This is a genomic window from Leptospira weilii serovar Ranarum str. ICFT (assembly GCF_000332415.1).
Taxonomy (GTDB): Bacteria; Spirochaetota; Leptospiria; order Leptospirales; family Leptospiraceae; genus Leptospira; species Leptospira weilii_A.
On sequence record NZ_AOHC02000041.1, the window covers coordinates 333,903 to 358,539 of the forward strand.

General features: G+C 35.1%; 23 protein-coding genes and 2 pseudogenes. 17 read left to right on the forward strand and 8 right to left on the reverse strand.

Annotation, left to right across the window (positions count from 1 at the left end; genetic code table 11):
- Window positions 1-127 precede the first annotated feature (127 nt).
- Complete coding sequence (locus LEP1GSC060_RS14780; protein ID WP_003006382.1) at window positions 128-451, reverse strand: 7(1) septoil knot domain-containing protein; 324 nt, start codon at window positions 449-451, stop codon at window positions 128-130.
- 218 nt (window positions 452-669) lie between these two features.
- On the opposite strand from LEP1GSC060_RS14780, the gene LEP1GSC060_RS14785 reads away from it, so the two are divergent.
- Window positions 670-2,229 carry an SDR family NAD(P)-dependent oxidoreductase gene (locus tag LEP1GSC060_RS14785; RefSeq protein WP_003006293.1) on the forward strand — a complete coding sequence of 520 codons (1,560 nt, stop codon included), beginning with the start codon at window positions 670-672 and terminating at the stop codon, window positions 2,227-2,229.
- Between the two features lie 203 nt (window positions 2,230-2,432).
- On the opposite strand, the pseudogene LEP1GSC060_RS14790 reads toward LEP1GSC060_RS14785, so the two are convergent.
- A pseudogene (locus LEP1GSC060_RS14790) lies at window positions 2,433-3,062 on the reverse strand (3'-5' exonuclease); the annotation flags it as partial.
- On the opposite strand from LEP1GSC060_RS14790, the gene LEP1GSC060_RS19005 reads away from it, so the two are divergent.
- The 3 genes from LEP1GSC060_RS19005 to LEP1GSC060_RS14805 all read left to right on the forward strand — a co-directional run bounded on the left by LEP1GSC060_RS19005 (window position 3,038) and on the right by LEP1GSC060_RS14805 (window position 5,912).
- A complete protein-coding gene (locus LEP1GSC060_RS19005) occupies window positions 3,038-5,005 on the forward strand; it encodes a hypothetical protein (protein ID WP_003005805.1) in 1,968 nt (655 codons plus the stop codon). The pseudogene LEP1GSC060_RS14790 and the gene LEP1GSC060_RS19005 sit on opposite strands and share 25 nt — an antisense overlap.
- Window positions 4,971-5,291 (forward strand): hypothetical protein, encoded by a 321-nt coding sequence (locus LEP1GSC060_RS14800; RefSeq protein WP_036096558.1) that lies wholly within the window; start codon window positions 4,971-4,973, stop codon window positions 5,289-5,291. The genes LEP1GSC060_RS19005 and LEP1GSC060_RS14800 overlap by 35 nt, the downstream gene beginning before the upstream one ends.
- 78 nt (window positions 5,292-5,369) lie before the next feature.
- Window positions 5,370-5,912 carry a permease gene (locus tag LEP1GSC060_RS14805; RefSeq protein WP_230458338.1) on the forward strand — a complete coding sequence of 181 codons (543 nt, stop codon included), beginning with the start codon at window positions 5,370-5,372 and terminating at the stop codon, window positions 5,910-5,912.
- A 350-nt stretch (window positions 5,913-6,262) separates the two neighbouring features.
- Here the strand turns inward: LEP1GSC060_RS14805 and LEP1GSC060_RS14810 are convergent, their stop codons facing one another.
- Window positions 6,263-9,040 (reverse strand): hypothetical protein, encoded by a 2,778-nt coding sequence (locus LEP1GSC060_RS14810; RefSeq protein WP_003005854.1) that lies wholly within the window; start codon window positions 9,038-9,040, stop codon window positions 6,263-6,265.
- A gap of 86 nt (window positions 9,041-9,126) precedes the next feature.
- Here LEP1GSC060_RS14810 and LEP1GSC060_RS19010 point away from each other — a divergent pair, with 86 nt between their 5' ends.
- Window positions 9,127-9,582, forward strand: coding sequence for a helix-turn-helix domain-containing protein (locus tag LEP1GSC060_RS19010; RefSeq protein ID WP_051061442.1), 456 nt, complete (start codon window positions 9,127-9,129; stop codon window positions 9,580-9,582).
- Between the two features lie 28 nt (window positions 9,583-9,610).
- The gene (locus tag LEP1GSC060_RS14820) at window positions 9,611-10,252 is read left to right on the forward strand and encodes a hypothetical protein (RefSeq protein WP_155119694.1); all 642 of its coding nucleotides are present in this window, start codon (window positions 9,611-9,613) and stop codon (window positions 10,250-10,252) included.
- Between the two features lie 7 nt (window positions 10,253-10,259).
- On the opposite strand, the pseudogene LEP1GSC060_RS19620 reads toward LEP1GSC060_RS14820, so the two are convergent.
- The 5 genes and pseudogenes from LEP1GSC060_RS19620 to LEP1GSC060_RS14850 all read right to left on the reverse strand — a co-directional run.
- Window positions 10,260-10,600: pseudogene (locus LEP1GSC060_RS19620) on the reverse strand (transposase); the annotation flags it as partial.
- Between the two features lie 211 nt (window positions 10,601-10,811).
- Window positions 10,812-12,251 (reverse strand): nucleotidyl transferase family protein, encoded by a 1,440-nt coding sequence (locus LEP1GSC060_RS14835; RefSeq protein ID WP_230458339.1) that lies wholly within the window; start codon window positions 12,249-12,251, stop codon window positions 10,812-10,814.
- Between the two features lie 5 nt (window positions 12,252-12,256).
- On the reverse strand, window positions 12,257-13,033 hold the full coding sequence (locus LEP1GSC060_RS14840) for a 2OG-Fe(II) oxygenase (RefSeq protein WP_003005893.1): 777 nt from the start codon (window positions 13,031-13,033) through the stop codon (window positions 12,257-12,259).
- Window positions 13,030-13,992, reverse strand: a complete 963-nt coding sequence (nadE, locus tag LEP1GSC060_RS14845) for an NAD(+) synthase (protein ID WP_003006559.1) — start codon at window positions 13,990-13,992, stop codon at window positions 13,030-13,032. Before nadE ends, LEP1GSC060_RS14840 begins: the two co-directional genes overlap by 4 nt.
- A 51-nt stretch (window positions 13,993-14,043) precedes the next feature.
- Window positions 14,044-14,745 (reverse strand): NUDIX hydrolase, encoded by a 702-nt coding sequence (locus LEP1GSC060_RS14850; RefSeq protein WP_003006374.1) that lies wholly within the window; start codon window positions 14,743-14,745, stop codon window positions 14,044-14,046.
- Window positions 14,746-15,389: 644 nt separating this feature from the next.
- On the opposite strand from LEP1GSC060_RS14850, the gene LEP1GSC060_RS14860 reads away from it, so the two are divergent.
- From LEP1GSC060_RS14860 to LEP1GSC060_RS14910, 11 genes are all read left to right on the forward strand, one after another.
- Window positions 15,390-15,962, forward strand: coding sequence for an RNA polymerase sigma factor (locus LEP1GSC060_RS14860; RefSeq protein WP_003005976.1), 573 nt, complete (start codon window positions 15,390-15,392; stop codon window positions 15,960-15,962).
- Window positions 15,963-15,985: 23 nt separating this feature from the next.
- The gene (locus tag LEP1GSC060_RS14865; RefSeq protein ID WP_003006664.1) at window positions 15,986-16,633 is read left to right on the forward strand and encodes a hypothetical protein; all 648 of its coding nucleotides are present in this window, start codon (window positions 15,986-15,988) and stop codon (window positions 16,631-16,633) included.
- 99 nt (window positions 16,634-16,732) lie between these two features.
- Entirely contained in the window at window positions 16,733-17,872 is a 1,140-nt protein-coding gene (locus tag LEP1GSC060_RS14870; protein ID WP_003005922.1) for a hypothetical protein, read from the forward strand.
- A 10-nt stretch (window positions 17,873-17,882) separates the two neighbouring features.
- On the forward strand, window positions 17,883-18,110 hold the full coding sequence (locus LEP1GSC060_RS14875) for a hypothetical protein (RefSeq protein WP_036096569.1): 228 nt from the start codon (window positions 17,883-17,885) through the stop codon (window positions 18,108-18,110).
- Between the two features lie 875 nt (window positions 18,111-18,985).
- Window positions 18,986-19,168: a hypothetical protein gene (locus LEP1GSC060_RS20645; RefSeq protein WP_003005799.1), complete on the forward strand. Its 183-nt coding sequence runs from the start codon at window positions 18,986-18,988 to the stop codon at window positions 19,166-19,168.
- Entirely contained in the window at window positions 19,165-19,761 is a 597-nt protein-coding gene (locus tag LEP1GSC060_RS14885) for a hypothetical protein (protein WP_003006782.1), read from the forward strand. The genes LEP1GSC060_RS20645 and LEP1GSC060_RS14885 overlap by 4 nt, the downstream gene beginning before the upstream one ends.
- A gap of 117 nt (window positions 19,762-19,878) precedes the next feature.
- Window positions 19,879-20,067, forward strand: a complete 189-nt coding sequence (locus LEP1GSC060_RS14890) for a hypothetical protein (protein ID WP_036096571.1) — start codon at window positions 19,879-19,881, stop codon at window positions 20,065-20,067.
- Window positions 20,068-20,193: 126 nt separating this feature from the next.
- Window positions 20,194-21,309: an Lcl C-terminal domain-containing protein gene (locus LEP1GSC060_RS14895; RefSeq protein WP_003006456.1), complete on the forward strand. Its 1,116-nt coding sequence runs from the start codon at window positions 20,194-20,196 to the stop codon at window positions 21,307-21,309.
- 185 nt (window positions 21,310-21,494) lie between these two features.
- A complete protein-coding gene (locus tag LEP1GSC060_RS14900; protein WP_036096573.1) occupies window positions 21,495-21,887 on the forward strand; it encodes an LIC_13246 family protein in 393 nt (130 codons plus the stop codon).
- Window positions 21,888-23,021: 1,134 nt separating this feature from the next.
- On the forward strand, window positions 23,022-23,774 hold the full coding sequence (locus LEP1GSC060_RS14905; protein ID WP_003006348.1) for a DUF5131 family protein: 753 nt from the start codon (window positions 23,022-23,024) through the stop codon (window positions 23,772-23,774).
- Window positions 23,775-23,969: 195 nt separating this feature from the next.
- Window positions 23,970-24,557, forward strand: coding sequence for a hypothetical protein (locus LEP1GSC060_RS14910; protein ID WP_036096576.1), 588 nt, complete (start codon window positions 23,970-23,972; stop codon window positions 24,555-24,557).
- Window positions 24,558-24,637: the final 80 nt, after the last annotated feature.

A 24,637-nucleotide genomic window follows, 5' to 3' on the forward strand; every position in this document is an offset into this window, starting at 1 on the left:
ATCAAACGATCCCATAGAGTTTTTGAAACCTCCGTCTCGAAAGAAGTAGGTTTTTCGATCGGGACAGAGATATATTTAGAATTCATTTAGGATCTTGGAACGGATTCTAAAAATAACAAAGGAAGGTTCATTGGACCCCTGGAAAAGACGTCACGTATTTGATTTTGATATCCGGAAAATTGTCCACGAATTGGATTTTAAGATCCGGAAACGAATCCGTCATCTGCCATTCTCCGCAGGAATCCGCCGACGAACTTACCACTTTTACTTTTAGGTCCGGAGACGAGGTTACCACTTTTACTCGTATATCGGGGGAGTTACTTACAACTTTGATTCTTCCATACAAACGTTTGCCTTCAAAGCTACAAGCCTCATCGATATTGTCCGCATAGATTGTGCTTCCGATTAAAAAAGTTCCGATTAAGATTGTGCATGAAAAAATCCGTTTCATGATTCCATCCTAAATATGGTTTGAGAAACGTCGATGAGAACATTTCACTTTTGAATTGGTTCCTAAAAAAGCGGCTTAACTCTGAAATTGAAAAAGTTTTTAAAAAAGTAAAAGAACGATTTTAACTTGGAAATTGAGTTGATCCTTCGATCGTTTTTTCCGGTATAGTGGGAACACACGTCCTTGATTTCAAATTCCGTTTTGATATCTTCCGATTTATGAACGATTCTCCTGAAAACAACAAAGCGGACCTTTCTCCCGAAGAGATCGCGAACTGCATCCGACTTCTGGAATCACTGACGGAAAATCCCGAACTGCTTACTTCCATTCCCGAAAAAGAACGAATCGCGTTGATGATCGTTGCCGGAAAAATTTCCCGTCCGGATCGGAACGAAATTCGAATTCGAAACAAAACGATCAAACATTCCAGAAAAAAAGAGATCGTCGCACGGGAAAAAAAAGCGAGGGCGGCGACCGGGATTCGAACCGCGCGAACTGTCTCCGTATTCAAAGCGCCTTTGCAAATTGCCGATCAAACCGATTTATGGAAAAGCGAGAACGCGCCGGAACTTTCCTCGCCTCGCAATTGTTACGTTTGCAAAAAGGAATATACGCGCCTTCATTTTTTCTACGACGCCATGTGTCCGGAATGCGGAGAATTGAATTACAAAAAAAGATTTCAGACCGCGTCCTTACACGGCCAAGTCGCGCTGATTACCGGTTCCAGATTGAAGATCGGATATCAAGCGACTCTGATGTTATTAAGGGCCGGTGCGACCGTGATCGCCACGACTCGTTTTCCCGTGGATGCAGCATTACGTTTTTCTAAAGAAGACGACTTTGCGGATTGGTCCGATCGACTTCAGATTTTCGGTTTGGACTTAAGACATACTCCGAGTGTGGAACTTTTTGCGAGTTATATCGAACAAACCGTGGATCGTTTGGATATTCTCATCAATAACGCGGCCCAGACGGTTCGTAGGCCGCCCGGATTTTACACTCATCTTATGAAACTCGAACTATTATATTTTCATGATATACCAAAAGAGGCGTCGCAACTTCTGAAACTTCACAGGGATTGTAAGGAAAAACTCGAATCTTTCGGAGGAACCGACCTTGCGAACGAGGCCGCGCTTCCCGTAGGTTGGAACGGAAAAATTCCCGGAGTGGGAATTCGTTCTTCCGCACAACTCTCACAAATGCCTTATTCCCACGATAATTCTTTCGAATTGGAGACGGTTTTTCCCGAAGGTCAAATGGACGCGGATCTTCAACAAGTCGATCTTAGAAAAACGAACAGTTGGAGACTTAAGTTAGGCGAAATCCAAACTTCCGAGATGTTGGAAGTCCAGCTTGTAAACGCGGTCGCTCCTTTTGTACTTTGCAATCGCCTTGTGTCCGTTATGCGACGGGAAAATACGGGTCTGAAACATATCGTAAACGTTTCCGCGATGGAGGGAAAATTTCATCGTTTTAAAAAAGAGGACAGACATCCTCATACCAATATGGCAAAGGCCGCGTTGAACATGCTTACACATACTTCCGCGATCGATTTTGCAAAAGACGGAATTTATATGAACGCGGTCGATACGGGTTGGGTAACCGACGAGGACCCGATCGAGTTATCCCAAAAAAAACAGGACCTCCACGATTTTCAACCTCCGTTGGATATCGTCGACGGCGCGGCGAGGGTCTGCGATCCGTTCTTTGACGGAATTCTCACCGGAAAACATTGGTGCGGTAAATTCTTAAAGGATTATTTTCCGATCGATTGGTGAAGAAAAAAATACATTCTATTGAACGCGAATTCGACTTAAAAAAGTTTGGGCGAATCCGGCCTTGGCTTTGCCAAGACCGGACCGCGCTTTCCGCTCTGATCAACAAATTGAGGGAATGTCCGAAAAATGAAATTCTTTCGTCGTTCCAATTTGTTGATCTCGCTTCAATCGCTTTCGCATCGGTTATATCGAAGTCGCGTTGTTTATTTCGACAAATCTTCCGGTTCTATCTTTTTTAGTTTTTTGAAATAATGGAAGAATTCGTTTTCGATCGTTTCTCTTCTCGAATTTTTGGCCGCTCCCAAAATCAACAAACGATCCCTCGCTCTTGATAAACCGACATAGAGAATTCTCCTTTCCTCTTCGATCGTTTCCAAAGGAGAATCGTATCTGGCGTTCCAGCCGTCCGCGACGTCCACAAAAACCGTATGAAATTCCAAACCCTTACTGGCGTGAATCGTCATCAGATATCGATCCGGTATTCCAATTCTGATATATTCGGAAATTCTAAAATTTGATCGACATAAAATTTTCAAATCTCCTGCGGAGGCGGGGATCGCTCCAAATAGGAAAGGAATCAGATCGGCGGTTTCTTCCATGAGGATTTTCCCGATAAAAGCTTTTCCTGTGCGCGAAGGAAGAACTTCTTTTTCGATTTTTTCCCGATTTTTTAGGATCGGAATTGCGGACGTTCGGATGATTTCCGGCAGAGAACGATAGTTTGTGTTTAAAAAATGGACCTTACAAGGTTGGAAGAGTTTTTGGAAACTTAAGAACGCTTCCGGCGCCGTTCCCCGGAAACTATAGATTGCTTGGCTGTCGTCTCCGACTACGAATTTCTTGTTTAGATTCCCCAAACGAAAAAAACCAACTCACCAATCCGTTTCTTCGAAACGTCCTTGGCGAGTCCATTTTTTCCTCTGTTCATCAAAACAAGAAATTCGTAGTCGGAGACGACAGCCAAGCTTTTACTAAAAATAAGCCTTCTACCAAAACTAAATCACCTAAAGTAAAGTCTCTAACAGCTAAAGATCGTTTTAACTCTAAATTCCCTCATATCAACATTGACTATTACACCAATTTAACTAAGGCTCTATTAACTAATTTTTACCCAAAGACTTGTCCTACTTGTAATGTTCTTTTAACTAAAGAAGTTTCTACTCGTGAGAATGCTATTCTTTGTCCAGAGTGTAACTATCATGGATCGAGAACTGTTGGAACTTCATTGCATCATCTAAAAGTACCGTTATGGACGTTCTCTTATATCTTAGTAGAAGCAGTACAAAGGTTTCCATTAGGACTATCAGCTTCTGAAATACAAAGGAAACTATGCGTCAGTAATAATACTGGGATTCTTCTTAAAAGGAGGCTCCAGGTATTCCTCTCTGAAATGATACCATCTATAAAGGCTTTAATGGTAGAGGATATATGTAAGTCCTGGAAAGGTAGGAATTTGCCAGAATCAGGCGATTTGAGCAAGATTATTAAGGGTAAGCCCGTAGTTCATACGGATACTTTAGCTCTATTCAGTGCTACACCTAGTATGAGAAGCAACGGACATTTAGCTAGAAAGAAACATACAGGACAAACAGCTAGTATCTACCTCAGTGATCGAGTAGCAGAACAGAAAGGTAAGTATCAGATTGGAAGTTTGATCCATACCATAGCGATTAAAGGTAAAGGGATTATATTAACTTCTGTTCCTGATCAAAAACAAACTACTCTACAACCTCTCTTTGATTTTTTGCCACAGAATGCGCCTCTATGCTCTGATGAGGGAATTCCCTGGATGGAAAGATACAATCGAAACTTTAGATCAGTAAATCATTCAGCGAGATCTAAAGATGGAAAGAGGAATGTATGGGCTAAGAATCGCTGGAGCAAAAATGGAATATCAAATCAAGTAAGTGAAGGAACTCAACGTTCTATTAAATATTCTTTCTTAGCATCATACAGTTATTTTAAACCAGAGAGTGGACAATTGTATCTTAATGAATTTTCTGCGTTAAAAGCTATTCGAGTATATGGAGTAGAAGAGTTACTACGAGTTAGTAGTCATCAAAAGGTTCATCTTAGCTCTAAAAAAACTAAGGAATTGGGGAAAGTAGAGACTAAATATAGGATTAAGCCTAATTCCAGTATAAAGCACTCGGATTCTAAATATTTGCTTAAAACAGTGGATTCCTTCAAGTATATACCACCCACTCCAAATGGAAGAATTCGTAGAGATTTTAGTAATTCAAGGAAAAGAATCGATGTAAAGTTCCGTAATCTACTAGAGAAAAACGAATTCTATGAGTTAAGACAGGCACACATTGACTATCTGGATTTCATGATTGACGGACCAAAGCATAGAAGACTAAAAGAAAAATACTTCAATTCATTATCCTATATGCTTTGGAACAAGGTAAACCATGAATCCGAAAGCTATGTAAATAGTGAGGAATGGAAGTTTTTAAAAGATAGAAAACCATTAATAAGAATATTATCACGCTGGGCGAAACTCGGAATTGCAAAAGTAACAAAAGTTAAAACCAAAGCCTTTGATGAATTTGAGCTAAAGGTTCAGAAGCTTATTCCTATATTACCGGATGTCCTTTATACTTACGATCGAAGTGATTTTTTAAATTATAAGGAACAAAGTAAGAATATCAAAGTTATTATGATACCGACTCAGGTTGGTTCTAAAAGCAAATACGGACTTACAAAAAAAGAACGGGATAAATTGATAAGGGGTTGCAATGGGAAATTTCAAAACAAAAAGAAAAGACACTGAAAAGATTCGTTTTGGAGCTAAGGAATTCTGGGAAATACTAAATCGGCAAGAAAGAAAGTGTGCATTGTCTGGAAGAATATTAACTGAATTAAACACTCAGTTTGAATTAGTTGATCCCCATAGAACAAAGGATAAGGGTTCGCTTGATAATATTTATGCTGTCGATAAAGCTCTCTCTTTCGTAGCTCGACACTATTCAGATAAAGAGATCATTAATTTAGCAATTGAAATTGTTAAGTTTAGAGGAAAAGAGGCTAACGTCGAACTTAAGAAAATTAGGAAGTAACGAAAAGTGAATTCTATCCAGTCTCATTTCCCTCCTTACAAAATATTAAGACTCATAATGCTTTTTAGGGGAAGATTAATGGACAGAGTAGAAAAAGCTGAGAATAGGAATTTAACTTCCAAACAACCGGCTACTTGGTCTAGTTGCCTCATCAAAAATAAAAGTCGAATTAGAAATAGAATTCTAAAAAAAGATAATCTGTTACCTAATGATGGCTGGCAAAATTTGATCACTGATCAAAGAGCAAAATTTAAAAGACTCTACAATGACGATTACGCATGGCGGGTACTCGAATACGAAACTCTAGAAAGATTAAATAATTGGATATTCCCTCAAGAAACCGGTTATTTATGGAAAGCTGCAATATCAAGACAAACTAAAAAATTTAGAATGCGGAGTGAAGTTCTTCAAATTCAAACTCGGGGATCAAGATACAGATTTATCGAAGTTCAAAGAGCTAAAAGGAAAAAATTGATATTAAACAAATTAAAAATAGAAACATATTGGAGCCTTTGCTTTGAAGGACAGAAAATGAAATTGGACAGGTATTTTAATCAAGGATGGATTGATAGGATTAGTGATCAAAAACGAAAGCTATGGAGGATGATCTTGTCACATTAAATTTAAGGAATGGGTTTTCTGAATTTCAATAAAAAATTGTCAGATTGACTTAATATTCCATTATAAAATTACGAATAAATAATATGCTATGTCGATTCAAGATTGGGGAAAAACGATGAATTAGTTTTCGATTATTTTCGGAGATCGATTGAAACTGGATTCTTTTTAAGAAAGTCATTTACACAAGATTGCTGATAACGCCCCGGGTCGAATTGGAATCGGTTTGCGAATCTCACAGCGTAAATTGACCAGCTTTTCATCCAGGCAATTCACCGGTTCTTGATTACATGGATTTTTATTTTTTATCTATGTACAACAATAAAGTACGTATACTTTTCGCGGTGACGATTCTAGTTATTAATAAATGACTCTGAAATTTCCAAAACTTTATTTGTATTGTATTGTTTGAAATCTGAAATCGGAAAGTTTGAAAAAAGGATAACCTTGCAATTATGTTCGTATATCCTGGCTCTACCTATCGCTTGAGTTAAATGTTTTTCAGTAAACATAAGTTGCATTTTTCTAATTTGAGGATTTGAAGATAATACCTTATATTGAAATTTATAATCCTTGAATTCAATTACTTCCAAATTATTTATCTCGTTAAAATTTCGAATTGTATTTGTATTAAATCCAAGAACTTTACTTCTAAGCTTTAGATACGGAATAGTTGGAAATGGAGTCCCAATAATTACTATATTCTTACCGGCATATTCTCGAATTCCTTCCGTAGCGTAAAAATAAACATCGGATTTATATTTTTCAGAAATTGATTTGAATGAAATTAATTTAAACCCAGTTATATTAGATTTTTCAATTAAACTTTCTAACGTGTCCTTTCTGTCTGAGTTTAAAGCAATCGAAGTTTTGGAAAAACTCCACTTGTTAAATTGAATTAATTCTGCTCGTGGCTTGATATTTCCGATTTTATAGTATTTAACTCTATCTCCGAAAAGTGTTCTATATTCATCTTCATTAATAGAGGCAGACAAAATTGTTATACTGGAATTACTGGGTAGTTTGCGCTTAGTTATAAAATGTATTTTCTTATCGATTACTAGGAAGTATTCCGCATTAAATAGTTTGAAAATATTTATAGAAAAATGTTTTGATAGGATATCACTCTGAATTGGATTTGATTCTTCGTCTATTAGTTCTACGCTATTCCATCTATTTTGATTTGCAATGGTGTTTGCAAGTGAATCTAATAAATCGGAATCTCGCTCTTTTATCTCGTAAACAAGGGATTTATCAACTGTTTTTATTTCCCCAGAATTTTCATCCATTAGAAATTGATCGATAAATTGTAATGAATAGGGAGTCCAAAAATCGGTTTCATTGATTTTTTCTTCTATAAAACTTTTATACTTTTTTAAATCTTTGATCTCTATGGAATTTATTTTTAGCAATGATTCGATAATATCCTCATCTATCCAGATATTTGAAATTACTTTGGTTTCGTTGACAATGTCTGGATCGGTTAAAAATCGTTCATGAGTTATTTTTAATATTTTTGAATTTTTGGCTGCTTCCACATCTGATATGTATTTTCTTGCAATTTGCTTTTCAGATTCATTTAAGGAATTAATGAAGGTGGGATTTTTTAGAAGCTTTAATCTAGAAATTCCCATCTCGGTGTAACAACGAATCTTTTTCTCAAGAAATAATGGAGACTTTGGGTAAAGGACACCAATATTAACGGATTCTAATTGTCGATACGTAGGTCCAACAATGATCTGCTGATATTCAGTTTCTTTTATTCCCTCAATTAAAGATGTCTTTCCAAGTCCTGTTTGGGCTTGAATTATTGTAATATCGTTATTGTTATCGCATTTAATTTTTTCGAATAATAATTTAAGTTTTTTTCGGCCATCCTCAATTGATTGGTATTTTTTATCTTTATTAAGTAGAATAACTCTCTTTCGGCTCTCATTTTCTAGCGTAATCAAGTTTCCTGAATTGTTGCAGGTACCACCTAACTCTGTATGGTAACTGCAAAAGTTACTACAATACGATGGAGGGCTATTTTTGGATCTAATATCCTTTATGAGTTCTGCATAGTAATTTCCTTTCCTTCTTTCATTATGCGGTCTATCTTTGAAGAGTTCAAGGGCCTTTTCCCTTCCCCCTTCAAATCTAAATAAATTGAGTAGAATGTGCCTTAATTCCCCGTGATTCGTGAATTTTGGAGCTTGGAGAAGCATACAATTCGATAAGAGATATTGAAAATTTAAATCACGGATCTTATGATAATTCTTTTTTTTGCTGCGGGATCCATTAGAAGTGCCCTCCTCAAAAATACTAGCATTTTTACCATTCTTTATAGTACTAGACTTATAAGACTTGGTAGAAATTAGCCCATTTTCTATTTCAGAATTAATGGAATTAATGAAAAAATTAGGGGCACCTTTATTTGATCCCGGAAAAAAAGGTAAAGTCATTCCATATTTGATATTAAGGTCTTCTATGAGCGCGTTTGGAGTAGAATACTCACCATGTGCGGTAACTAATTGTTTTATATACTTTTTAAAATGGGAATTCGAGCTATCGTTTTCTAATAAAGACTTAACATCTAATCGATTATCTTCATTGAAAGTCATTATTTCCGAATTTCGATGAGTTAAGTAACCTTTTGAAGCATCGACGCATTGAGTATCGTGAAAGAATTGAGATACTGCGGCTTTTAAGATAAGTTTCAAAGTTGAAATATTTAATTGTTCTTTGACTGCACAAACTACTCGAAATCGATCCGCTGTAACTTGAACTTTTTCTTCCTCTCCATTCTTTTTTATAGTTTTGTCTTTCGGTTTTTTATGATTCCTTGTGGTATAGATTGCAATGCATTGATTTTTAAATATCTTTATCGCATCCTCTAATGACAACCCCTCATCAATATCAAAGAAAACTAAATTTGTGTGATCAAAATTTTCTAACAGTTTGTGGTTTTTTCCGTCTTTGAGTTTAAATGGTAGGATGCTTAAGCCGCTATTAAGATAGCCTATGAGCTGCTTTAAATTCGACAGCTTTGGGATGTAATTATATGTGAAATCATTTTCGAAAGAATTAGTAACAATTCCGGCTGAAACGTTGTAATGAAATAAATTATTCTCTTCTTTTTTATTTTCCAAAGGCAAATTTCCCCTTGATTTTTTTGGAACCAATAAATATGTTGTCATGACAACAATTAAATTTCAATTGCTTGTAGTCAAGGAAAATGAAAAAGATAAATTTAAAAAATCCACTATCTAAAGACCCAGGTTATTTATTGTGGCAGACTTCATTAGATTGGCAAAAAAAAGCTAAAGTTAAACTGGATAAATTTAATTTAACTTTGACTCAGTATTACATTTTATACGCAATTCGAAAAATCAAAACTGAAGTAAAGCAAGTCGATATAGCGAATTTTTTAAATATTGATCGAATGATGACATCGAAAATTATTTCGAGCTTAAAAGAAAAAGCGATTGTAAGTGTGATAAATGAGCGTTACGTTTCTTTAAATTCAATTGGAACCAGATTATTAAAGGAAGCAGAACAAGAGTATTTAATCAGTCTTAATGATTATTTTGGAATGTCTAGTGCAGCCAAGAGTAAACACATTGAATACTATTCTAATTTGAATATGAGAAATGTTGAAAGCGATGTTAATAACTCCGTCGGAATTTATTAAACTATGTTAGAAAAATATGGACATGAGCATGAATGATTTCATTTACACTATTAATCGGGCCATCTCTGAAGTTGAAGTAATCTTTTCACAGACTATTGCATATTGGGAATGTCGGATTGAATTTTTGACTGAAACCAATCCGGGTGAATTTTTTAGAGAGATTGATCACTATGGGTTTTTAGATATAGTATTTGAAAGAAAAGAAGATCTTTGTTTTTACGAAAGATCTATTCTTAATAATCATAACCATTTGATAAGAAATGAGAATGATTTTTCAAACTTTGAAAAAAGAAGATTTGATCAGCTTATGAAGAGAATCTTTATTTATAAAAATGCCTATTATTTAATGCGTGAGCGAGTGCTTTCGCTTATAGAACAAGAACATGAAATTGAATCGAGTCAGTTAAAAAAAATATTAATCACTTTCATCGCTGACCTAAAGGAGAACGTAAAATATAAAATGAAAATGGCTCATCCGTTTAAATTAGAAATAATAAAACAACATTTTTCGAACAATATTTTTGATTCTGAATTGAAACAAATAGAGTATAGATTTATGCATGAGCTTTTAGGACGTGAGAAAATTAGCAATTTTAGAGAGGGGTATCAGCAATCTTGTGTAAATGACTTTCTTAAAAAGAATCCAGTTTCAATCGATCTCCGAAAATAATCGAAAACTAATTCATCGTTTTTCCCCAATCTTGAATAGGCATGGTCCATTTTTTAGACATATGATTCAAGGCTAAATAGAGAAGCTTGACTGCTGCCTCGTCATTAGGAAACGAACCCCGATTCTTGATGATTTTTCTCAAACCCATATTCATAGATTCGATAGCGTTTGTTGTGTAAATCGCCTTACGAATGTTAGGTGGGTAGGCCAAAATGGAATGACCGATTCCCAATTGTTTCTCCAAGACTTACTGATCATCGGATACTGACTGTCCCACTTGGTTGCAAAATCATCAAGGCTTTTCTTAGCGATTTCTGCCGATGGAGATTTGTAGATAGCCTTCAGATTTATAATTTGATTTTCGATCTTTCCCTTCTTCGGATATGTTTCGATTTGAGCTGCCGCACCTACAGACGAATTTATATTTGAAGCAAGTAACGCCTTCATTATTAACTCTATTTTAATTAACTAATTACAGGTAGCGGGATCGTCTTTGATTATTTCAGGAACTTTCACGTATTACGAAGCAGAAGGTTTGTACATTTTAAATATATAGCCACTATTTATTGAGTTTTTCTAAGAAGTTAATATGCCAATCAAAGATTTCTTGGATTGAAGTTTCTAAATCAAAACCTATTTTTAAATATAATTTTTGATAAAAGGAAAAATCACCTAAACGCAAATCTGGATATGCCGAGAAATGATTTCGATTTTCTTTCCAGACTTCGATTGAAAATTGAAACGGGTTTTTTACGGAACTACGAATGGATGGATCAACATAAGGAAAGGCATACGGGACTCTTTGCTGGAAATCTCCAAAATTGACCAGTAAACCGCAGTTGTCTTCCGCACTAAATGCGTAAAGATCTCGTGGATCCAGTAGATCATAATTTTCAGGGTTCATGTTGAAGGAAAAAAATCCATCTATGGTAATATCTAATTTAGATTTTAGATAGGATTTTGCTTCACTCATTGTACTTCCAGTGTAAATATCATCATCGTATAAGAGAATATCGCTACGACCAGATAGATCTTTTAATTTAGAATCCTGAGTGAGTGTTTCCATCTTGTAGCCAAGCTTCCTATGTCCGTGAAGGTCGAAGATTCTGGAAATGGATAGATTGTATTCTAAGCGAATCATAGGATCTAAGCTGATTATATTCGTCGTGGACATTGATTTTAATTTTTGTATTTGTTTTTCGAGGGAAATTACGTCCACTGCTTGAAAGAAATCATGAAGAAACTCTGGAATTGGGTAACTATCTTCTCGGACTTTTAAGTTCTTGTCATAATAATTCTTTTTCTGATAGGATTTTCGAATCTCCGAAGAAGCATTGCTATTTTTCCCTTGAGCAAGATAAACGGATTCTTGATTCTTAACATTAACCTCATATCCATTTCGAGTAATTACAACGCATCCGTCTTCGGAATATTTGAATGCTTCTGCAAAACGAAAGTTGTCTCCACCGCAAAGAAAGAAGATTTTAGTCTGTAGTTTTGCATTCCGTTCCAAATATTTTTTGAGTCGAAAAACGACTTCAGTAAAATTGATACTGGTTTGATTGAAAACGCCATTCCACGGATCCAAACCAATCCATGGATATTCTTCAATCTTTTCGGTTACGATTCGATTTCTTTCATAGATATTTAGAAATGAATCTGTTTTAGGGCCTACGTAGTCGTCATGATCGGGTGAGATATAGCCCCCTAAAACTTGGTAACCCTCTTTTTCCAAAGAATCTTTTGCAATGATCATCATTTCAAGGTGACCGTCATGTATCGGACACAGAGCACCCGTAAGCAACAGAACACAATGATTATTGGTCTTAGGCTTTTCTAAAAAGGAATAAGGCGTACATAAAATAGATGTGGTGGCTTCAATATCTATGTCGTCTGAATTTAGATCTTCGAAAAAACCTGCATTCAATGTAGCGTCTAATCCTTCTTCTTGAAAGAGTTTACTGTAATAAGGGTCTCGTTTGATTTTCCAGGTCTGCATGTTTTTCATAAAGTTTTCATTTTATAGATTAGATCTCCACGAATAATGATTCTTGGAAGATCTCTTTCTCCTAAATACACGTCAACGTCATGACAAATTCTATGATCAAAAATTAATATAGAACCTTCTCTCGGTAAAAAGGCAGACAGGACTTCTTCTTTAAGAACTCTTCTATCCCAATCCGAATGATTTCTATCCCATATATTGAAATTTTCTAAATTATCTCGAATAAATCGGGTCGCTCCAGATTGATTGGTAGTTAAATAGATCACAAAGGATTTTAAAGTCCGATGAATCCCGTCTTCATATAAAAACCCAGCATCGTAATGAGCATAGTGTTCGCCGCCTGATTCGTATTTCATAAAACGAAAAAGTGGGCTGACCTGAACCGGAATCCAAATAGGAAATTTATTAGGATTCCCTTGCCACCAATCTGTAGGAGTTTTCTCCGAACAAAATTTTTCATTTAGGTGAGGGATAATAAGTTCTGAAAGTTCATTCGCTAGTTGAAGAGACCATCCAGTTGCCCTTTGACTTCCGATTCCATAGTCTTGGTCCAGAAGGCCGTTGATAGAAACGGGTGCTGAAATCTTTGATTCAGAAAATAGATTCCTAAGAGAATCGCAAGTATCAGGACTTAAAAAGTGATTCCAATAATCTATTTCCGGAATTAAGGTAGCCACCTTTGAAAAATTAGAGTCTATTTGAATAGGGAATTTTATCAATGGCATTGCCCAAAAACCGGGAACTTTGGATTGTTCGGGTTTTTTGTGAAGTATCATGACCAGCCTCCTTCCACAACTCTCTTCATAACATCTACGAATCTCGAAGGAAGGCCGACTTTGTACTTATGAAGGTTTTTCTTATGTAAAGCTTCTATATTTTCAAAACTTCGAATCGTGTCGGAAGAAAGAAGCTGAATCATTTTTCGAAAATCAAGACCGAAATCTTTGAGCAAGATAAAGAAGCGAATATCTTCGTAATTTGCACCTATCATTTCTTGGTCGGTTCTTCCGTCGAAAACATCGCCTGTTGGTTCGGCACAAATGATTTCTTCCGGTATCTTAATACTCTTAGCGATCTCAAATATTTCATTCTTGTGTAGGTCCGCTATGGGTTGCAAATCCACCATTCCATCAGAAGCCTTCCCATAAAATCCTAAGTAAGCACCTTCATCTCGATTGGTTGTGCCTACTACGATGGATCGATAGTTTTGATCTTGCAGAAGTGCAGCGTGAAAGTAAAGGAATGGTATTCGAATGATAGAAAGCAATTGTCCTGCTGCGAATGGACTGTAATGACCTTCTTCGAGTCTGAGATAACTTTCTTGAACTTGAGTCAGATCCTTTTCTAAGAATTCTATCTTTTCATTTTGCAAACTCGGATACGATTTTAAAAGTTCAAATTTTCTTAAAGCTTCTCGCTGACCGGTTGCGCCGATATTAAAAATCGGTAGAGTAATTCCTCTAATCTTTTTAATAGGGGAGCAAGGTTCTTTTGATGCCAAATTTAGTAATCCGAGAACAAGTGATGAGTCAATCCCGCCAGATAGTCCTATGACACAAGAATCTAAATGTTCTGTATCAAAGAATTCGTTAATTCGTTCGATTTTCTTTTTTAAATAAAATTCTAAGTCGAAACCTCTTGCATGATCGAGAAATTTCCTTATTTCCAATTCAGTTCTCCAGGCTCGACCTATAACGGAAATTGAAGAGGAAGAATTGATGTCGTATTTATCCATAAATAATTCCAAATACTTTGAATCTTGATTGAATATAGTAAGAGATTATCCTCATAGGTCAAAACTAAATCCTCGTTTTACCATTCTATCGTATCTCGCCTTGTTGAACTCGTAGAGGAGGGCCGCTCTGTGGGCTACATTTTCCTCGAATCCTTTCGTTGCGTTGAGTATATTGAATTGCAGAATCTTTTTACGGAAGTTTCGCTTATCAAGATTCTTCTCTAAAACAATTTCGTATAATCTCTGTAATTGTGTAAGAGTGAATTTGCGAGGGAGTAACTCGAAACCGATCGGTTGATAGCGAACCTTTCCCTTTAAGCGCGTCAAAGCTACGTCTACGATTTTTTCGTGATCAAATGCAAGCTTAGGAAGTTCTTGCACGTTGTGCCATCCGGCATTCTCGGCATCTGTAGCAGCCTGCACGGAATGGTTCTGCAAATTTACGAGGGCATAATATGCTACAGAGATAACACGTTCTCGGGGATCACGATCTACTTGACCAAAGGTATATAGTTGTTCCAAGAATATATTCTTTAACCCTGTTTCTTCTTTGAGTTCACGACTGGCAGCTTCGTCGATTGTTTCTTCGATTCTTACAAATCCTCCCGGTAATGCCCAGTGACCTCGAAACGGATCCAAAGCCCGTTGAATAATAAGAATTTTAAGCTTATCTTCGTCAATACCGAATACAACACAATCAACTGTGATGCTCGGTCTGGCAAATTCATATGAATGTGTGTCATTCTTTTTCATCGGATTTAAAAAAATTGGTAGTCAGTTTTGAAAATATGGATTAAGGTGTAAAATATACACTAACTAATCAAGTAAAAAACTTCAACATGAAAAAGTTTATATTAAATATTCAAGGCTACTTTGATCGGCTTTGTTATGCGTTCCTCAGATTTAGAAGGAAGCCTTTCAATGATTCAACTTTATATAAAAAACTATCGGAAAAAGAGAAAGTTGCAGTTATCTACGGATGAGGATCCGTAAATCGGGAGATATATAAATCTGTGCATAAAGAATTCCGAGTAAAATACGGACATCATGAAAAAATCTCGATAGCGTTCGCGGTGTAAATCGCCTTACGAATGTTAGGTGGGTATAACCGATTTACTTTCCTTGGGAGGATTCGTTCTCCCAGGCTCAGAAAAGAAGTCCATATAACTCAAAATCTCTCCGATTCCATTGACGACTACCTTACAATTGTCTCCAAAATTCTTCAAAAAATCGGTTCAACAGTCTTTAAGAATATAATGAAAGCAAGTTTTAGGGAAGTATGGCAAAGTATAGAATAGACTTGACAAAATACCCTACAATATTATGATTGCCGCCTTTGACGAAAGATAACGGTTGAAAGAGATTCCTTCAATAATTCTTTTTATGGTGACTTGCGAATGATAAAAGATTTTAGAACAATAATTAACGGCTGTTTGATGGGGAACTCCAGAAGCTGGAAGGAATTCCTCTTAACGTATGATCGCCTGTTGAATGGAATTGTGATACAGACCTTTGGTCGTCGTGATTCCGAGGATATTGTCCAAAGAATTATAGAGGAATTAATTAAAGATGATTTTAGGTTGTTACGTCAGTTTACCGGTGAATCGGAGATCGCCTTTAAAGTATATTTAAAAAATATCGGTAGAAACGTCGCTCGTAATGAATTTCGAAAGCTTCTAAAAAGAAGAGAAGCCGCAGACTGGCAGGATAACGAAGTAGAAATTGTCATGGGAAAGCAAGCAGAGGAAGCTTGGCAAAAAGGGGAGTCGGAAGCTCATTATCGAGAACTCTCGAATGAATTTGAGAGCCTAATTGAAAAATTGGATTTTACCTCCAGACAGGTCATTTTATATCGTAGAAAAGGTTATAAGCACAGAGAAATCGCTGTTATAATGGCAATGCCTCTTGGAACCATTACAAGCCTCTGCAATCGGGCCATTGTTGAGTTAAAAAAATTCAGATCTTCATAGGATTTTGCAGTAAAACCGATATTATGAAACATTCATATGATGGAAGCGAGGAAATCTCCGAGGAACTTTTACTACGATATGTAGAAGGTCAGCTTTCTGATGAAGAAATGGATAGGGTTGAGACTGCGATCAAAAGAAACAAAGAGATATTTCTAAAGTTCGTTTCAATAAAAGAAGTGATCTTTTTAGAATCCATAGGAAGTAAAATCTCCTCTGAGAACGCAGATAAAATTATCGAATCTAGTCTTCCGGAAAATGATCCCAACTATCTTCGAATCCTAGTCCGTGTTTGGAAGGATCGTGTAGTAATTTCGACCTCAGATCAAAACGACCTTGTTTACCGAGGACTGATGGCTGAATTTAAAGATCCAGGAAGTGAACCGGGACCCGTATCAATTACGAGAAAAATCAAAGGGAAAGAATTCACCTTTATACTGGTCCCAGGTGATACTCCCGGTGAACAATATATCGGTCTGACTTTGAATGATACCGAAAAACTCTATGCGGAGTTATGGTTAGAGCGTCAGTTTATCGAAAGAATTGATGAACTCGGTCCCAAGAAATTCTTTAAGAACCCACTTCTCTCCACACAATCAGTTGAAATTAGATTCTTCAATAACAAGAATGAGCGGATCTTTTCCGTTGGTTTCTTTCTCCAAGAAGAAGACTAAACTAGTAATTTTTAATAAATTTTTTCCTCAGAACTGCAATAAAATCTAAGAATCAATACATTTCCATATTGAGACTATATGTTTCATTATGGAGAGACTGTGATTCTAAAAACTCAAAATCCTCAAGGTAAACAAATTACATTTATTTTAGCAGTGCTTCTAAACCTCGCTTGCATCTCTGATCTTGAACGAGCGTATCAATCACCTGTGAAAAATAAAAACATCTGTGATAATTTCGGAAATGTTGATTCTAAAACCATCCCTTCTGAATCGATTTATTTCGATGAAAAATTACAGAAAGAGGCAATCATAACTGACCGTTTTCTAAAAACGGTCCCTCTGGATTATTTAACGAATGCGGTAAATATTCAAAATAAACATGACCTGATTGCGTTTCAAAAATTGTATTCTGATGCTTGTGGAAATACGGGAAAACCTGCTATTTTTGATAAAATTGAATTTGTTATTAAAGAGAAGCAAAAATTAGCTCAAGATATCCTAAAAAACATAAATCCTGAAAATGTAGTTGAAGTTAAGGTTCCTAAAGAAGGAGAAGGTTTTTCTTCTTTTGGAGGTATGATAAAAAATATATTAAGAAAACTTGGACAAGAAGACTCTTCTTATGGCCCTTCTACATATCCAAATGAATACTTGAAAAATTTTGTAGAGTCCCATTTTAATGATATCGAATATAAGTTATATAATTCTTTAAAATATGATGGGGATGAATTTATATTCAAAGACTCCGTAGAAGAACTTCATGAAATCAAAAAAGAAAAAAAATATCTTTATATTCAAATATACACCCGCAACCTTGCAAAACTCTTTGATGTTTGGAAAGAATACGATTTTAAAACCCAAACTTTTTCAACTAAATTTTCTGAAGAATGGGAGAAAAATGACAGATTTGATATGCCAAAAGATTTACAAATTAAGATTCCTCTCAAAGAAGCAAAGTATTTCAAGGATCTATATATAGGTCATGTTGATGACGGTATTGGTGATAAGAGACAGAGACCTATAGAAGTTGAGTTGCTATTTAAAATTGAGAATGGTTTTGAAGACAAGATCGCTTGGGGAGATTGCTCTGATAACATGATTTACTGGACTAAACCGCCTATCGAAACAACTTGCAAAGTAAGGATGGATTTACGTAGAAAGAAGCTAAATCTAATTCCTGTTCGATACAGGATTGAGAATTCCAGTTTCAGAGACTTGGAAATATATTTAAATTATTAAGAATATTAATATGGAAAATTATGAAATTGGAGATTTAGTAAAACATAAATCATCATCACAAATAATGGTAGTAAAAGGTTTTTCTAAAAATGAAACAAAGTTTGGATTCGCACGATATCAAAAAGGAGAAAATACGTCACCTTATATTGTTTGTGAATTTTTAGAAGATTGCAACAAAAAAGTTTTAATTTTCCCTAAGGAATCATTAGAAAAAATTAAAGATAATTCTAATTCCTAATATAAATGTCACTATAGCTGTCGCAATTACCGTGGGACCATAACAGATAAGCAAGGGTATATCTAAACCTGTTAATGCATATAAAGGAGTTTGTTTTAAATCTTTTTTAGTTTGAGAATCATCTATTATTGAAGTATAAAACACATTACTAAACAAAAAAATTCCCACCCAGAGTAAAATATAGCCTAAGATTTCCATATTTACTTAACGTGAGTTCGGCCTAATGTGAAAGGGATTGATGCGGGGTCAATAAATTGAATCTAAAGACGATCGTTGTATTATGTTTCCTGTATGCAATAACTTGACCAGAGCTGAGAGCCCGGCCGGCTGCCTGTGGCAAGCCGGATTCGCCCCGGTTTTCTTATGTCGAACTCACGTTAATTAGTAGTAGATTCGAACTCCACTCATATAAACCATTAAAATTTGAGGGAGTCAACTTGCTTATGAATATCCAAAAAATAGTAAGGATAAAGTAACATAGGCAAATTAAAGAATTGATCGGAAGAAAGTCATTTACACAATCGAGCCGACACTGTCGATTTAATTATTGAGAAGAGTATTCTTTAGAGAAGAACTGGTTGCAGATCATTATCTTCTTCAATACGAAGCATCCTAATATCTTTAACACATTGTTTAAACTGTGATAGTTAGAACTTGATCTTACACTTCTTAAAATAAATAAGGAGAACAAGATGGCAACAGTACAATAAATAATCAAAAACAAGGTGAGTCTTTTGAAGTTAGTGGAGACCTTCTCCAAGAATAAGTCTAATTCATATTTTTTTTAAAACGTTTTTTCCTAAAACTGCAATAAAATCCAAGAATCTATACATTTCCTTAATAAGACCATTTTGTCTGATTCAAGGAGAATCTTAATGATTTTATTGGCTATTTGTTTGCCTTGTGTTTATTTTTTGATAACGGGTAATTTGATCCGTTCTTTTATTTCCTTCATATTGATGTGCTCGCTTGTCGGCTGGATTTTCGCGTCCATGTGGGCAATATCTTATCGTTCCGAACAAAAGATAAAATCTCTTCAAAAGGATGCAAAAGAATGAAGGTTTGTACCTGTTTCTTGCTAATGGCTTTAGCTACCTCTCTTTTCAATTGCAATACGGATGATGTTAAAAATGCAAATAACGACGCTGATTTAGCGGTTGCCCTTTCTTTGATTGCGAATACTTCGAATACTTCGAATACTTCGATTGTTTCTGAAAGTTCTGTAGCAAAAATTCGAAGTCGAAGCCCAATTCCACTGGCACACGGAGCATATACAATCATTTCCTTCAACGAGGTTGATTACGATACGGGTGGTTATTATAATTCCAGCTTACCCGATCGATTGACTGTTCCAGAGACCGGAATTTATAGCGTGATCGGTGAAGTTAGCTATGCGGCAAATACAACAGGCGTACGGAAAACAAATCTCATCGTGAATGATGGTTTAAGTAGTGTATACGTAGTTGCCGCAGCTTCCTTGCCTGCCTCCGGATTTGGGACTTATGAGGTTATGGCAAGTGTTGGAACGAATTCAAGGTTTAACAAAGGTGATACGATCAAATTGCAGTGTTTTCAAGATAGTGGAGGCGCGTTATCGCTACTAACCGCCTCTTATGCGCCGATTCTGACAATTAATAAGATTTCTAATTAAGAATGCTTTGTTATTTAATCACGAATATTCAGGAAGCGATTATATAATACAATTTTGTAATGCTGTCCGTACAAAAGATGAATTTAAACTACAAGGATAAAAAAGGAGAATTTGAATATGGGATTCTTTGATGATAAAAGATATTTAGTAAATCTGCGTTTAAGAAAAAAGAATGATCGGCAAATGACTTATATTGTTAAAAAAGAAGTTATAGCAGGATCATGGAATCAAGCAGTCAATCAGCTTAAAGATGAATATGGAGACGATTATTGTGATGCAACACCGGTTTCCGAAAAGATACTCTAATTTTCTTACTCAAACTATATAATAAAGTACCTAAATTTCTGCCTTCAAAAAAGGGATTCGTTTCAAAATTCTATGGTACTCTATTATGTAGGAATCAGTAATCTACGGTCTGAAATGAGGAAAACAATGATAAAAAAGCAATTTATAATCGGTCTTTTGATAGTTATTTATTCATGTTCCTTTTTAAAAGAGGAAAAGGGATGGAAAGAATCTTTTCATTTAAATAAGTCTATTTTTGAAATTGGTTCAAAATTGGATGTGTCAGCTTCTCTTTTTTACGGAGAATTAGATATTTCTAAATTAAAGTCTTTTCAATTAAACAAAGAATCGAACGGAGTTATGGCAGATTTTCTAAATTCCGAAGGTTTATATAATTTTTCTAAAACCCAAGAATTTAATCCAATAAAAAATATATCAGAATATCAAAAAAGATCTAATCTATTATATCCATTACTTATATTAATTCCTAAGAAAATGAAAGTTCACTTTCAGTCTCGTTCGATTTATAATAAATCTGGAAGCTCATTAAACAATGATCTAACTTGTAAAGTAACCAATAAATTCTATCTTAAAGACTTAGAGAGAGGACTTTTCAAGAAAGACGTCAAGTATCTTGAGAGAACAATGCAGCAAAATGGACTATTGGATTCTTCGACTATTTTAGATTTTGATAAAATAGATGAAGCAATGGTATATTCTAATACTTCCTGTGACTCAGTACAGGGCATAAAAGACAAACAAAATTGTTGGTATAATAATAGTTGGCGTATAATGTACCAGGAAAATTTTCCAATAATAGTTGCAAACTGTCAGGAGAAAGAATCAATTATTTATTCTAAATTAAAGGATCGAGAGCATTTTTATGAAGAAACTACAAATTTATCCTGGCAAAAATGCCCATCTGGTTTGAATGGTTTACAATGTGAAAGAGGCAAATTAAATCAACTTACTATAGATCAGGCTATTTCTTTATGTAAAAATATTAATCCTAAAAACCAATGGAGGCTGCCGACGTTAGAAGAATTATGGAAATTCAATCTTTTTACTGATAGTAACTCTGGAGCTGAAGTCAAAAAAATCTATAAAGACAATTCTATATCTTTACTACATTCTCAAGATTTATTTTTAGGAGAAAATAATACATCTTCACATTTTGCAAAAGGTATTTTCGAAAGTAAATATGAGATTGTAAATAATGAAAGTATTCTTCCGTTTATATGTGTTTCTGAATATATAGACTAATTTTTTAATTGTTATTTCCATTATCAAATTAAAAGAAATGAATATTAAAAATATTAAAATTGCGACATGGTCAACTTCTGAAAAGGAAAATATATATCCATCGGGTCATCTAATCAAGTTTACCGCCGATTCTCCGTTGGACAATAGAAGTAATTTCAGTAAAACTAAATGCGAACTGTTGGATTATGAATAACAGTGTATGGAAAGAGATCGATAGTGTAGGGAAGATCAAATTAAATGAAATTCTCCGGGTCTTGAATAACTTCTATGATTCAATGGTTAAAAACAAAACGAGAGATTTTAAATTCCTACTCCCTCAAGCTCAAAATACAAAAATATATCTCCAAAAATTAGATGACTTTTCATACTTCGTATTTGCAGAGATCATTGAACCTGAATCAACGATGCGAGATAATTGGATGCATATAGACGGCATTAAGGAAGAGCAGGTTCACTTTACATCTTTGGGGATTCTCGACCATCCAATCTTTGATATTCCCTGTTTAACAGAAGTTTATGATAACCATTCTAAAGTTGTAGACTTTGACCCTAATCGATATAAGAATGTACATCATTGAGAGAGGTTACGTAAAGAAGCTGTCAAGTATCATCATTCTCAGGCATTTCTTGTAGATATGGGCAAGTCTAATACCGGTTATAAGAAAAAGCTCTCGGCTGTTATGCGATTGTCCTTGCTTAGGATTTTCTCTGTCTCTTTTTGTCTTGAAAATTTCTTCCGAATTACGTTGTAAGGAAAGCAATCCTTCTATAACTCTTATGACTCTCAATTAATCACATAATAAATATCTTCGAATAGAAGACTCTATTTTCTACTTGAGATAGTTCAATTACTTTGAAATCGAATTGGGTTAGAGATTATGAGGATTGTTCGCAAACCTTCTAAAATTACCCGCAGAAAGCGACTAATTACACGAATTGGAGCCTTCAGGATCTTCTGAGGCCCTGGTTATCTATCCTAATGAGAAAGGTGATTGTCAGAAGCCGAGAATGATTAACCGACAAGAAATGGAGGCTTTTGAAATAGCTGATTCAGGGGGATTTAAAGCAAAGCAAAGAAACCGATGTGACATATTGGCATAAAAATGTCGCATTTTTAGGGCAGTTCTTCGCCATTCTAATTTTTTTTCAAAAAAAATAAACCCTCAAAAATAATCGATTTTAAGCGAAAATGAGCTATTCTTTACAAAAAATTAAAGTATTGGCTTGTATTAAGTCTATATTAAGTATAAAAAATTTCATCTAAAAAAGCATCCTTAACTCCCCAAAATTGGTAGATGGTTTTCCGAAAATAAATGGGTCTAAGCAATTAATATAAATTTGACCTTTTAAATGCTTTTTAGGTACGCAATCTCATAAAATTCGGCAGGAAAACGGGCAATTCGCGCTCGTTCAACGTTATTGATAGATCATTATCAATAACAAGGTTTTGACGCATTCTCTAAATAAATTTCCAAATAAATCTACGGTTGATTGGGTGCTTAAGTATATATAAAAATAATAATATACTAATGTTAATTATTCGAACGCTAAATAAAAACTCGAATCGAACTGGGAATGCAGGGTGTTAAAGTATATAACAAAAGTATTATATATTTTGAATCGTATGCTATATTTGGCAACTTATTCTGTTGACACTTTCGATAATTTGTTGTAGATTGGAATCGACAAAATCAAAGATTACGGAGGTTTGAATGTCAAATAGATCAGATATTGAGTGGACAGAGGCGACTTGGAATCCTGTTACGGGATGTACAAAGGTAAGCGCGGGTTGCGCAAATTGTTATGCGGAGACAATGACCAAACGCTTTGAAAAGAGTCGAGGGAAATTCTCTGAAATTAAAATTCATGAGGATCGATTAGCAATTCCGGTTAAAAGAAAGAAACCTACAGTTTATTTTGTGAATTCTATGAGTGACCTATTTCATGAAAAGATTCCGACTGAATTTATTCTAAAAGTTTTCAAAATAATGCAAGAGAATCCAAGGCATACGTTTCAAATTTTAACTAAACGGCCAGAGCGCATGTTGGAATTAGATCCTCAGATCACTTGGACTCCAAATATTTGGATGGGAGTTACTGTAGAAAATAGAAAAGCTTACGATCGTATTGATCTACTCAGGAAAACTCATGCCCAAACGAAATTTGTCTCCGTTGAACCATTATTGGAAAGTGTCGCCGACATAAATTTGGACGGGATCGACTGGTGCATTGTTGGAGGAGAATCCGGACCAAAGGCAAGGCCAATGAAACAGGAGTGGGTTGAAGAGGTCTTAGCTATATGCGACAAAAATTCCATACCCTTTTTCTTTAAACAATGGGGAGGACGAAATAAAAAACAAAATGGACGGACTTTGAATGGTAGAAGTTATGATGGCTATCCTCGCAAAAAAACTGTCCAGAGAAATGTCATTCGCCTTGAATTGGCAATTGATTTCATCTTTTAATCTAAAAACATTTTTATCAAACAACATTTAGCTTATGAGCACAGGTTATCATTTAGAAGTCGTTGTTAACCTAAATTATCTACAAGAAATAAACTGGTAAAGCCCATTAATAACAATGAACTAATCAGTAAGATTATGGAAGGAGAATTAAATTGGAAATAGAGGAAAACAGCTTAGAATAAAAGAGAGTTTTATATGCAAAAAGAAGAAAAAATACAATTCCTATCAATATCGAAATTAAAAGAGAGGATCGGATGGACCGATGTTGCCATTAGCAATTTTCTCGGAGAACCAGATAGAATGGTGAAAAATCCATACTATAAGAAAGCGGCTCCGATGAAGTGTTATTTGCTATCTCGCGTTTCGGTGGTCGAAAATTCCGATTCATTTAAGGAGTTTATTGAGAAGAATAGAAAGAGAATTTCCGGAAGCATTCGTTCCATTGAAAAGAGGAAAGAAATGCTAAAGGAATCCATAGAGAAGATTGAAATTACAGTAAAGGAATACCCCAAAGAAGTTCTAATTAAAAATGCGATTTCGAGTTATAATTCAAGAAAGCAACTCCAAGGTTTCGATGAAATGGCAAATGATTCCGATAGCTGGGACTTTGTTAGGAGAATTACTGAAAATTATGTCAGGCATGAATTGACTCATTATGATAAGATAATAATGAGTCACTATGGAAAAGTCGGAAAGCTTCGTGCATATAAACATCTAAAGGAGATGGTAACTAAAAAGATTTATGAAATCTATCCGTGGCTGAAGACAGGTGAATTGTATTGATTGAATTGTTCATGGGACAAAATGCCTTCTCACAATAATTTAGAGTGAACATGTGTGCGATATATTTGTTTAAATAAAAA

Coding starts and splice junctions, on each gene's coding strand:
- LEP1GSC060_RS14780 (WP_003006382.1), bottom strand. CDS start 451: ATGAAACGGATTTTTTCATGCACAATCTTAATCGGAACTTTTTTAATC.
- LEP1GSC060_RS14785 (WP_003006293.1), top strand. CDS start 670: ATGAACGATTCTCCTGAAAACAACAAAGCGGACCTTTCTCCCGAAGAG.
- LEP1GSC060_RS14800 (WP_036096558.1), top strand. CDS start 4,971: ATGGGAAATTTCAAAACAAAAAGAAAAGACACTGAAAAGATTCGTTTT.
- LEP1GSC060_RS14805 (WP_230458338.1), top strand. CDS start 5,370: ATGGACAGAGTAGAAAAAGCTGAGAATAGGAATTTAACTTCCAAACAA.
- LEP1GSC060_RS19010 (WP_051061442.1), top strand. CDS start 9,127: ATGAAAAAGATAAATTTAAAAAATCCACTATCTAAAGACCCAGGTTAT.
- LEP1GSC060_RS14820 (WP_155119694.1), top strand. CDS start 9,611: ATGAATGATTTCATTTACACTATTAATCGGGCCATCTCTGAAGTTGAA.
- LEP1GSC060_RS14835 (WP_230458339.1), bottom strand. CDS start 12,251: ATGCAGACCTGGAAAATCAAACGAGACCCTTATTACAGTAAACTCTTT.
- LEP1GSC060_RS14840 (WP_003005893.1), bottom strand. CDS start 13,033: ATGATACTTCACAAAAAACCCGAACAATCCAAAGTTCCCGGTTTTTGG.
- nadE (WP_003006559.1), bottom strand. CDS start 13,992: ATGGATAAATACGACATCAATTCTTCCTCTTCAATTTCCGTTATAGGT.
- LEP1GSC060_RS14850 (WP_003006374.1), bottom strand. CDS start 14,745: ATGAAAAAGAATGACACACATTCATATGAATTTGCCAGACCGAGCATC.
- LEP1GSC060_RS14860 (WP_003005976.1), top strand. CDS start 15,390: ATGATAAAAGATTTTAGAACAATAATTAACGGCTGTTTGATGGGGAAC.
- LEP1GSC060_RS14865 (WP_003006664.1), top strand. CDS start 15,986: ATGAAACATTCATATGATGGAAGCGAGGAAATCTCCGAGGAACTTTTA.
- LEP1GSC060_RS14875 (WP_036096569.1), top strand. CDS start 17,883: ATGGAAAATTATGAAATTGGAGATTTAGTAAAACATAAATCATCATCA.
- LEP1GSC060_RS20645 (WP_003005799.1), top strand. CDS start 18,986: ATGATTTTATTGGCTATTTGTTTGCCTTGTGTTTATTTTTTGATAACG.
- LEP1GSC060_RS14885 (WP_003006782.1), top strand. CDS start 19,165: ATGAAGGTTTGTACCTGTTTCTTGCTAATGGCTTTAGCTACCTCTCTT.
- LEP1GSC060_RS14890 (WP_036096571.1), top strand. CDS start 19,879: ATGGGATTCTTTGATGATAAAAGATATTTAGTAAATCTGCGTTTAAGA.
- LEP1GSC060_RS14895 (WP_003006456.1), top strand. CDS start 20,194: ATGATAAAAAAGCAATTTATAATCGGTCTTTTGATAGTTATTTATTCA.
- LEP1GSC060_RS14900 (WP_036096573.1), top strand. CDS start 21,495: ATGAATAACAGTGTATGGAAAGAGATCGATAGTGTAGGGAAGATCAAA.
- LEP1GSC060_RS14905 (WP_003006348.1), top strand. CDS start 23,022: ATGTCAAATAGATCAGATATTGAGTGGACAGAGGCGACTTGGAATCCT.
- LEP1GSC060_RS14910 (WP_036096576.1), top strand. CDS start 23,970: ATGCAAAAAGAAGAAAAAATACAATTCCTATCAATATCGAAATTAAAA.